At 60.6% G+C, this 609-nt stretch carries 1 protein-coding gene; it reads right to left on the bottom strand.

From position 1 onward, the window contains the following. Positions 1-609 (bottom strand): LysM-like peptidoglycan-binding domain-containing protein (locus tag ACLJNW_RS23025; RefSeq protein ID WP_410961067.1); only part of this gene is annotated, 609 nt, incomplete at both ends.

Genomic DNA, 609 nt, shown 5'->3' on the forward strand with positions numbered 1-609 from the left:
GCCATGGGCATAGGCGGTATGCAGGTCGATCTGGGCCTTCTCGCGTTTGAAGGAGTAGCCCTTGTCGGTCTTGTCCAGGCCGATGGTCTCGAGTTCGCTCTGCTTGACTCGCAGCGCCTGCAGCTCTCCTTTGGGGTCGAGCTTGAGCTTGACCTCCTGGCCGACCTTCAGATGGGTGAAGCGCTTGGCATCCTTGCTGCTGGTCAGCATGTCGTGCATGGCCGAGGTGGAAAGGCCTGCCTTGGTGAATACGGTCGACAGCGTATCGCCACTGGCGACGGTGATGGTCTTCCACTCGGGATCGACGGGCTTGGTGTCGGCATCGGCTACAGATGCGCCCGGCTTGTCCGAGTCTTGCTCGGCGGTGTTGTCGTCGGAGGCGCCTTCTACCTGAGCGAAAGGCGTGCCTTCGTCGCTGGAATTGGTGACCGATTGCGGCAGGAGGTCGTCTTTCTCCTGAAGGAGGCGATCGGTGTTGCTTTCAAGCTCCAGATTGAGCGTGGTCCTCTTGGCCTCGACTTCGCTCGAGGGGAACACCAGTAGTGCCAAACTGAGGAGCGCTGCAACACCGCTGGCGGCCAACAAGTGGCTTTTCGGGTAATACGGCGG

This window comes from Salmonella sp. SAL4457, assembly GCF_046548235.1.
In the GTDB taxonomy this organism is placed as follows: Bacteria; Pseudomonadota; Gammaproteobacteria; order Enterobacterales; family Enterobacteriaceae; genus Salmonella; species Salmonella enterica.